Source organism: Shewanella khirikhana (assembly GCF_003957745.1).
GTDB classification, from domain to species: Bacteria; Pseudomonadota; Gammaproteobacteria; order Enterobacterales; family Shewanellaceae; genus Shewanella; species Shewanella khirikhana.
Genome location: NZ_CP020373.1, coordinates 2,822,743 through 2,832,500 on the forward strand (window position 1 = coordinate 2,822,743; position 9,758 = coordinate 2,832,500).

The following is a 9,758-nucleotide window of genomic DNA, read 5'->3' on the forward strand; positions in this document are numbered from 1 at the left end:
CGGTTAACTTTACGAAATGCGCTCACCAGGAGAATCGCCCAAAATACCGTATTTCTGGGTATTGATCTGGCTAAAAATGTTTTTCAGCTATGCGGATTAAATCAGACCGGCAAACAGGTTTATACGAAACGCACTGGCCGAAAAAAATTACTCCAGACGCTGGCAAATATTCCAGCCTGTCTGATTGGGCTCGAAGCGTCCACCGGGGCATTTTACTGGCAGCGTGAGTTTGAGAAACTGGGGCACAAAGAAAAGGTCATCAGTCCTCAGTATGTAAAACCCTTTGTCCGCGGGCAAAAAAATGACGGTAATGATGCACTGGCCATCGCAGTGGCTCTGATGCAACCGACGATGCAGTTCGTGCCACCCCAAAGCCCGGAACAACAGGATATCCAGGCTTTAAACCGGGCAAGGCAGCGTATTGTTAATCACCGCATTGCAACAGTTTGTCAAATAAGTGGGCTTTTACTTGGCCGTGGGGTCCCAATTGGCTGCGCTGTCTCCAGAGCTCGCCGGGCTATTCTTCTTATCCTTGAAGATGCAGAAAATGGTCTAAGTTCCCGCATGCGCAGAACAATTGCGGAACTCTATGATCTCTTTAACGATCTCGAGCGTCGGATCCATTTTTTTGATAAGGAAATTGAAACAGTATTCAGGCAATCAGAAGCCTGTCAGCGTATCGCCAAAGTTAAAGGTATTGGCCCTAAAGCGGCCTCGGCCGTTGTTGCTGCTATTGGCAAAGGAACTGAATTTAAGAATGGCCGTCACTTTGCTGTATGGCTTGGTCTGGTTCCTCGCCAGCACTCGAGTGGCGACAGGCAGGTGCTGATGAATATAACGAAAAAAGGCAACAAGCATCTACGGACACTTTTATTCATGGTGCCCGTGCTGTCGTCAGGGTTGCCACGAATAACAATGGTGACTATATGAATCCGTGGGTTAATCGGTTAAAGGAACGGCGCTGATTTAATAAAACGACTGTGGCGATTGCTAACAAAAACGCGAGAATAATCTGGTCGATGCTAAGAAATGAGACCGAGTATCAGATAGCGTGAAATTAATACCCCGCCAGCCAAAGTTGCAGCGTACTGAGAAATGGTGACAGGTTGCACCTGCACAATCGGAACCTGATTTTTATACTGGCCTCAGAGGCCGTCCAGTTGTTGAGGCCATTGTGTGCGGATTACCCATTTGGGCACAGGTTTCCCCTGATGCCGGATAGATGTAAGCAACAACCCCGAACCAGATCCAGTACTTGCAAAACGGAGGTAGTCCATATATGTAGAATGTGCCCGTGGATATGCCCATCTCTCGGCAAATGTCATCGACCTTTGCCCCTGCCTCATGCTGTTTGATGGCCTTAATGATTTGTTCTTCGGTGTAGCGTTTCTTCATGTTGAGGTCTCCATTGGCTCCAGTGTATTGGAAATCTCATCAATGTCATGGTCTTAAATTTTGGGGAGAGGTCACACCACTGATAAATCGTGATTTTATCTGTGTGGAGATGTGGATTACCTAGTAACCTATCGACCCGTTTGATGTTGTGCTTTGGCACCACAGCGCCAGAGATGTTGCGGCAAGCTTAGTCAGCAACAGCTGATTGACATCAAGCAGTGCTTCTGTTGTAACCATCAGAGAATTAGTCATTTTTGATGTATTTGTGGACATTGCTCTTTGAGTAAATCGTGTAGTATGCGTATATAACGTATGGTGTTGGACTGGTAGTTTTTTGGCCACATCAATTAGATCAACCAACACCATGCGTGTCTACTGAATTGAATAAAAATCGAATTATCTGGGGATTGCCTAGCCAGTGGCCAAATTGTTTCCGTTTATTTTAATTAAATTTGACATTCAGGTTTGTTAAAGTTGTTAGTCTTCATACTCTGCCTGAGCCTTTTCAAGCGCTTCTTTTTCCTGCTGCTCTTTGGCGTATTGCTGCGCCTCAACCGGAATAAGGCTGATAAGCTCAATGCCGGTGGCCGGAATTTCACTGCCAGCGGTGACAATACGCAGCTTTTCATCCTGCAGGTACACCAGCGGTAAAGCACTTTCGCCATAGCGACGGGTGAACTCAACCAAGGTAAAGTTTTCCCGCAGCGTTGTGCTCTTTAAAATGCCACCCTTTGCCATTTGGCTGGCTATTTTGGCGTATGAGACGCCCTCGCCGAACAGGCAAAGACGCTTCATGTAGGCCTCAGACGCCAAATTACGGGCGCTGGAGCCTTCCATGTTATTCAGACCATACACCTTCTCGGCGCCAAAATAGTCTTGGAAATGGAAGCTCACCAAGGGGTTGAGCTGGCGGTATGGCGACAACACCAGCACCAGACCGATGCCGGTTAAATCGAGGTAGGTCTCTGCGTGTTCAGATGCGGGATTACCAAAGTACACCGGAATATTGTCCATCCGCGCCAGGCGAATGTTGTCCCAGTTAGTGTCGGCCAGCATCACCTTGATGTTTTTACCTTTCAATAGCTTGGCAAGCTCGCGGGAAAAAGCAGACGCCCCGAAAAACAAAATGCCCTGGGCAGAATCGGCTTTTACTTTCAGAATGCGTGCCCAGGTGCCAGCCGACAGGCTTTGCACCACCACAGTGCCGATAATAATCAGAAACACCAGCGGCACTATCTTCTCGGCGCCGGCTACACCCTGCTCTTCAAGCTTGATGGCAAACAATGACGATACCGCCGCCGCCACAATCCCCCGCGGCGCCACCCAGCTTAAAAACCACTTTTCAGGGCTGGTAAGATTGGTACCTATCCCCGACAGCCACACACTGAGCGGCCGAGCCACCAACATAGCTATCACCAGCACGCCAATGCCACCCCAGCCAAGATCCATCATGGCGGATGAGTCAAGCCTGGCCGCAAGCAGAATAAACAGCGCCGAAATCATCAGCACCGTCAGGGTTTCTTTAAATTCAAGGATATCGGCAATATCAACTCCGCGCATATTGGCAAGCCAAATGCCCATCACGGTAACTGTCAGCAGCCCCGACTCTTCCTGCAGCAGGTTCGAGCCAACAAAGGTGCCGAGCATCACGGTGAGCACCGCAGTGTTTTTCAGATAATGAGGTAAGAGATCCCTGCGAAGCACCCAGCCCACCAGATAGCCCATGGCGGCGCCAAAACCAAAACCCAGCGCCAGAATAGAGCCAAACGACATCAGCATATGACTGGTGGCATCCTTTGAGGCGGCTATGTACTCAAACACCAACACCGCCAGCACAGCGCCTATGGGGTCAATCACTATGCCTTCCCAGCGCAGAATGCTGGCAAGCTGCGACTTGGGCCGCACACTGCGCAGCATAGGCACAATCACAGTAGGGCCTGTCACCACCACAAGCGCCCCAAAAAGCCACGCCAGCGCCCAATCAAAGCCCATAAAGTAATGGGTTGCCAGGGAAATCGCCACCCAGGTCACGGCCATACCTATGGTCACCAAATGGGTAACCATCCGGCCATAGTCTTTGATTTCTTTAAAGTTAAGTGTGAGCGAGCCTTCAAACAGAATAATGGCCACCCCGAGTGAAATCATCGGAAACAGCAGATCGCCAAAAATAGCGTCCGGTTTTAAAAAACCAAGCCCTGGCCCGAGCAGCAGACCACAGAGCAACAAAGGCAAAATAGCCGGAAGTCTCAGCTTCCAACCCAGCCACTGGCAAAACAACGAAAGCACCCCAATGAGTGCCAAAATGCCGGTGATATGTTCAACCATTTTTAGTCCTTAAAAGAGCCAAGAAAATTGAGAAAAGATTGTCAGTGTAAAGCGTTACTTACCAGTCTAAAGATATATGCAGCTCTATCATCAATCCTAATTCCTGCCTAGTAAAACCTCTTGAGTCGAACTCAAAAGTCATTGCGCTGCGTAAAGACAAATTTATAATTTCAAGATAACTCAGAATTTTGGATATTTATCATAAACCCATAGTATTGCCTAAATTAAATAAACCGATTCATCCCAAAACTCAACAAAGAAATTTAAATGGATGCTACAACCTTCAAGTTATTTTGAAATTGCGCACCAATAAATGTAGATTAGCAGAACTTTCATCTAAACACTCTGAAAGCTCATGGGTTACCTCAGAATACGACAATGTTTCTTTAGAAAGTTCATGTATTTTATGAATATTACTATGAACTTCTCCCATAACTACATTTTGCTGCTCGGCTGAAGTTGCTATTTGAGTGTTCATATCATTTATTGTACTAACCGAAGATGCTATATATTGAATAGCTTTCAAGCTATCTGCGGCTCTAAAAATACATAGTTCAGCCTTTTCCTCCGCAGAAGTTATTAACTCACTAGTTTCTAACGCCTTATCTTGTAGACAAACTATCAGTTGATTAATCTGCTCTGTGCTTTCTTGTGTCTTCATTGCTAACAACCTAACCTCATCAGCAACTACAGCAAAACCCAAGCCAGCATCACCGGCCCTTGCTGCTTCAATCGCAGCATTCAACGCCAGCAAATTAGTTTGATCTGCTATGCCTTTTATTACATCGAGAATAGTTGAAACTCCCTGAGACTCACCTACTAAATCTGACATCTTATCTTTAGCTGTTGCAACGTATGAAACAAGTACATCAATAAGCTCGTTAGAAGTTTCCGCCAAGCTCACAACATCCTTTACATTCTTATCAGATTCATTTGTAGAATTAGCTGTTACTTGTGCATTTCGAGCAATTTCTGCTACAGTGACTGACATTTCTGTCATTGCGGCAACAAGACTCTCTAACTGTTCGCTCTGCTTGTTTGATGCATCCATTGTTTTAAGAGAGTTTGAACGCACACCTTTTGCAATTTCCGTACTTTTATCCGACGAACTTATTATACCTTTAACTACTGATTTTAAGTTTACTGACATCTTCAAAACGGAGCCATATATGCCTGTATTCTGTGCCAAGTTAACTTCATCACCAAGAGTTAGGTTACCCCGAGCTACACTTTCAACAACCTTTTCTATTTCTGACGGTTCACCACCTATTGGCTTGTAAATTCGATTACTTAAAAAAATAGCAACAATTATTACATACATTACCAATGCAGATATTCCTACATATATCACCATCTCAGTCTGAGTTAAAATTTGACTTAACCTATCTTCTTCTTCTTCTGATATACCTTGAAGTAAACCAGAGGCATCGATCGCCTTATCAATCGCAAGCCTCTGTATTTTTAACTTATTTTCATTTAATTCAAGTGAGTTGGATAAAATATCTTCTATCAGACTAATTTCTTCAAAGACGTCGACAGATAATCCCTCACCCAAATGACTAATGTAATCTACATCAATATTCAAAGAAAGTCTTTCATCAACACTTTTACCATCTTTAGAATATTTCGCCAGCCTATCTAATTCATTCATAAATTTAATGAGATTTTTTCTATGAATCGCTGACATAGAAACAAACTCACTCTCCAACACCTGCTCAACTTTAAGCATTAAGAGTTCTGCTTGACTGTTCAATTCACGCTCAACGTTTATTAGAGCTAATGATACCTGTTGATATTCAGAAAAAAAATTATAAAACTGATCCAAATGCTCATCTACTTTGCTTAGCTCAGAATCACTAATCCTATCCTTAAACTTATCGTTCAAATATACTAACTTTGAAACCGCTGATTCATAATTTCGCTCAAAGTCATCCACAAAACCATCATCGCCAACCAATTGATAATCAAGAGCATTTAAGCGAGCGGAATAGATCAACTCTTGAACATCCCCCATCTCAGTTACTATTTTAATCCCTTTTGCTTTATCTCTCATCATGTCAACCACGAATATTGACAATAAGATAATAGCAATCAAAACAGATGTCATTACCAAAGCAATTTGAGACTTCAAAGTAAGAAACAAGCTCATACACACTCCCAGTTATTACAATAGTCCAGACAGTGAAAATTAAAATTAATATAATTCAAAAAATCACACTCAAGAACGAGACAAGAACCTCTGACTTATTTCGAACTCACAGCAAGCACAGTATATTTAACCATCATTTTCATTTGGTGTTTCTTCTCTCTCATCTCACTCTTAGAGCGACCAATTTACCAATTTCGCCTTAACAACATATAAAATAAAGCGAGCGAAAAATTCAGAGTTACTTCAAGTAGTGATGAGTACTACTAGGGGATAGGACGAACTCGAAATCGCCAAGTTTTGAAAAATCATAAACGAATCCATACATAAGGTACAAGAACATGATAAAACATCGCAAGTACCACTGCATAGTGGTGCTACAAAATCCTATAAACACAGCCTCTGAATTTACTTGAGAATTTAACAGATACACTGAGCCAAGTTATGAAGCTCCAGCCACCCTGCTAATAAAGTCATAACCCATCAAAGACTTATTGGGTACCTACAACCTAAGTCAATTTAACAAGATAACCATGGTTCTATCTAATAGAACGGTTTGAAATAAAACTTCAATTTTTACACCAGCGCTTTAATCTATTATTAGCAAAATAAATAAATAACGCCCATTATTAGTTATTTATTTATATTTAATTATGTTGGTTAATATTGCAAAGAAATTGCATTAAATCGTAACCATTAAAAACAATGTTGATAACGACTGAATCTTGCGCTCAGGATAAACCTCGATGGAGAGAAAGAACTGCTGGGCTATGGATGGCTAAAACAGAAGGCACAAAACTCCGGCTCTCAAAGGTAACAGAGTTTAAAAACAGAGGCTTACAGGATATTCTGACCGCCAGTGTTGACGGTCTGAAGGGCTTTCCGGAAGCAATAGAGAGAGTGTAAAAAAATCTGTGTAAGTGGCATTCTTTCCCCTTATTGAAAGGACAACAGAATGCCAATATCAGACGAGCTTATTGCTCAACTCCTTGAGGGCTATTCAAGCCCTGACGACATCCTCGGTGAGGATGGTCTTCTGAAACAGCTCACCAAAAAGGTGGCCGAGCGTGCGTTGGAAGTCGAGATGGATGCGCATCTCGGCTATGCCAAACATGAGCCATCAGGCAAAAATTCTGGCAACTCGCGTAACGGGAAAACCCGCAAGTCTGTTCGCAGTCTCCATGGCGAAATGGAGCTTGAGGTCCCCCGCGACCGCAACGGCACCTTTGAGCCCATGCTGGTTCGTAAAGGCGAGAAGCAACTCAATGGGTTCGATGAGCGCATCATCTCGCTTTACGCCCGAGGGATGACGACCCGTGACATCCAGGCGCACTTCCAGGAAGCCTATGGTGTTGAAGTTTCGCCAGCTTTCATATCACAGGTGACCAATGCCGTCATGGATGAGGTGGCTGCCTGGCAAAGCCGCCCGCTGGATAGTGTTTACCCGATTGTCTATCTCGATGCCCTGGTGGTGCGTAGCCGCGATAGCGGCCCGCTAGAGAACAAACACGTCTATCTTGCGCTCGGGATAAACCTCGATAGAGAGAAAGAACTGCTGGGCTTATGGATGGCTCAGACAGAAGGCGCCAAATTCTGGCTCTCAGTGGTAACAGAGCTTAAAAACAGAGGCTTACAGGATATTCAGATAGCCTGTGTTGACGGTCTGAAGGGATTCCCGGAAGCGATAGAAGCCATTTATCCGCAGACTCAAACCCAGCTTTGCATTGTTCATCAGGTGCGCTACTCACTGCGGTATGTCAGTTGGAAACAGCGCAAGGAAGTCGCAGCCGATCTTCGCACCATCTATGCCGCCTCGACATTGGCTGAGGCCGAGCGGGCGCTGGATGCCTTTGCACAGAAATGGGACCATGAACACCGCACCACCAGTCGTTCGTGGCGGGCTAACTGGGAGCGTCTGAGTGTGTTCTTCGACTATCCGCCGCAAATCCGCAAAGTCATCTACACGACCAATGCGATAGAGTCACTGAATGCTTCGCTGCGGAAGGTAACCAAAACACGGCGTTCATTCCCGAACGACAAATCGGTGATGAAAGTGCTGTACTTGGCCTTGCATCAGATAGCGAAGAAGTGGACGATGCCGATACGGGATTGGAAGCAGGCAATGAGCCAATTTACGATCCTGTTCGGTGACCGAATATCACAGTGATAAACCGCCATTTACACAGAAAAATTTACAGTCTCGATATTGAAGGTGGCAAGCGCTTAGGAATGACTCTCGGACAAAACGGGGGGAGGGGTCACTGAATGGTCACGGATTGGTCACAGTCACAAACCGCGATATGAAAAAATAGGAAGCACAAAAACTAAAAAGTCCAAGCTATTTAAAAGCTTGGACTTCTTATATGTTGGCGGAGCGGACGGGACTCGAACCCGCGACCCCCGGCGTGACAGGCCGGTATTCTAACCAACTGAACTACCGCTCCTTTGGGCTAGGCCCAAATTAGGCGCTTGGCAATGACCTACTCTCACATGGGGAGACCCCACACTACCATCGGCGCTGCTCCGTTTCACTACTGAGTTCGGAATGGGATCAGGTGGGACCAGAGCGCTATTGTCACCAAGCAAATTCGTTATGCCCTCGCTTTTTGGCAAGAACATGCAATTCGGAAAGCTGCTTTGCAGTAAATATGGTGGTCGCTACTGGGATCGAACCAGTGACCCCCTCCTTGTAAGGGAGGTGCTCTCCCGGCTGAGCTAAGCGACCGGTATTCTGTGCTATTGAGTTATCACTTCAATCAAGTCTGGTTTCTTCAAGACTATCTACACCATCTGAAACCCATCTGGGTTGTATGGTTAAGCCGCACGAGTCATTAGTACAGGTTAGCTCAACGCCTCACAACGCTTACACACCCTGCCTATCAACGTCCTGGTCTCGGACGGCTCTTCAGTGGACTCAAGGTCCAAGGGAAGACTCATCTTGGGGCTCGCTTCCCGCTTAGATGCTTTCAGCGGTTATCGATTCCGAACGTAGCTACCGGGCAATGCCATTGGCATGACAACCCGAACACCAGCGGTTCGTTCACTCCGGTCCTCTCGTACTAGGAGCAACCCCCCTCAATCTTCCAACGCCCACGGCAGATAGGGACCGAACTGTCTCACGACGTTCTGAACCCAGCTCGCGTACCACTTTAAATGGCGAACAGCCATACCCTTGGGACCGACTTCAGCCCCAGGATGTGATGAGCCGACATCGAGGTGCCAAACACCGCCGTCGATATGAACTCTTGGGCGGTATCAGCCTGTTATCCCCGGAGTACCTTTTATCCGTTGAGCGATGGCCCTTCCATACAGAACCACCGGATCACTATGACCTACTTTCGTACCTGCTCGACGTGTCTGTCTCGCAGTTAAGCTGGCTTGTGCCATTACACTAACCACACGATGTCCGACCGTGTTTAGCCAACCTTCGTGCTCCTCCGTTACTCTTTGGGAGGAGACCGCCCCAGTCAAACTACCCACCAGGCACTGTCCCTAGTCCAGATTCATGGACCGAGGTTAGAACACCAACACTACAAGGGTGGTATTTCAAGATTGACTCCACGAGAACTGGCGTTCCCGCTTCAAAGTCTCCCACCTATCCTACACATGTAGGGTCAATGTTCAGTGCCAAGCTATAGTAAAGGTTCACGGGGTCTTTCCGTCTAGCCGCGGGTATACGGCATCTTCACCGCAATTTCAACTTCACTGAGTCTCGGCTGGAGACAGCGTGGCCATCATTACGCCATTCGTGCAGGTCGGAACTTACCCGACAAGGAATTTCGCTACCTTAGGACCGTTATAGTTACGGCCGCCGTTTACCGGGGCTTCGATCATGAGCTTCTCTTGCGATAACCCAATCAATTAACCTTCCGGCACCGGGCAGGCGTCACAC

3 protein-coding genes, 2 tRNA genes, 2 rRNA genes and 4 pseudogenes (1 of these 11 running past the window's edge) are annotated in these 9,758 nt (G+C 46.0%); 3 read left to right on the forward strand and 8 right to left on the reverse strand.

From position 1 onward, the window contains the following. The first annotated feature begins 33 nt into the window (after positions 1 to 33). Positions 34 to 1,055 (forward strand): annotated as a pseudogene (locus STH12_RS12305) (IS110 family RNA-guided transposase). Between the two features lie 226 nt (positions 1,056 to 1,281). Here STH12_RS12305 and STH12_RS12310 read toward each other — a convergent pair. From STH12_RS12310 to STH12_RS12325, 4 genes and pseudogenes are all read right to left on the reverse strand, one after another. Beyond that, a pseudogene (locus STH12_RS12310) lies at positions 1,282 to 1,395 on the reverse strand (transposase); the annotation flags it as partial. 76 nt (positions 1,396 to 1,471) lie between these two features. After that, positions 1,472 to 1,709: pseudogene (locus STH12_RS12315) on the reverse strand (IS4 family transposase); the annotation flags it as partial. 163 nt (positions 1,710 to 1,872) lie between these two features. Then, positions 1,873 to 3,720: a cation:proton antiporter gene (locus tag STH12_RS12320; RefSeq protein ID WP_126167806.1), complete on the reverse strand. Its 1,848-nt coding sequence runs from the start codon at positions 3,718 to 3,720 to the stop codon at positions 1,873 to 1,875. Between the two features lie 283 nt (positions 3,721 to 4,003). After that, positions 4,004 to 5,869: a methyl-accepting chemotaxis protein gene (locus tag STH12_RS12325; protein ID WP_126167807.1), complete on the reverse strand. Its 1,866-nt coding sequence runs from the start codon at positions 5,867 to 5,869 to the stop codon at positions 4,004 to 4,006. A gap of 721 nt (positions 5,870 to 6,590) precedes the next feature. On the opposite strand from STH12_RS12325, the pseudogene STH12_RS12330 reads away from it, so the two are divergent. Further along, a pseudogene (locus STH12_RS12330) lies at positions 6,591 to 6,769 on the forward strand (transposase); the annotation flags it as partial. Between the two features lie 52 nt (positions 6,770 to 6,821). Then, positions 6,822 to 8,033 (forward strand): IS256 family transposase, encoded by a 1,212-nt coding sequence (locus STH12_RS12335; protein ID WP_126167808.1) that lies wholly within the window; start codon positions 6,822 to 6,824, stop codon positions 8,031 to 8,033. Positions 8,034 to 8,233: 200 nt separating this feature from the next. Here the strand turns inward: STH12_RS12335 and STH12_RS12340 are convergent. The 4 genes from STH12_RS12340 to STH12_RS12355 form a co-directional block, all read right to left on the reverse strand. After that, positions 8,234 to 8,310, reverse strand: a tRNA-Asp gene (locus tag STH12_RS12340). 23 nt (positions 8,311 to 8,333) lie between these two features. Beyond that, positions 8,334 to 8,449: ribosomal RNA gene (rrf, locus tag STH12_RS12345) — 5S ribosomal RNA — on the reverse strand. 66 nt (positions 8,450 to 8,515) lie between these two features. Beyond that, a tRNA-Val gene (locus STH12_RS12350) sits at positions 8,516 to 8,591 on the reverse strand. A gap of 85 nt (positions 8,592 to 8,676) precedes the next feature. Next, positions 8,677 to 9,758 (reverse strand): 23S ribosomal RNA (locus STH12_RS12355); it runs 1,812 nt beyond the window's last position.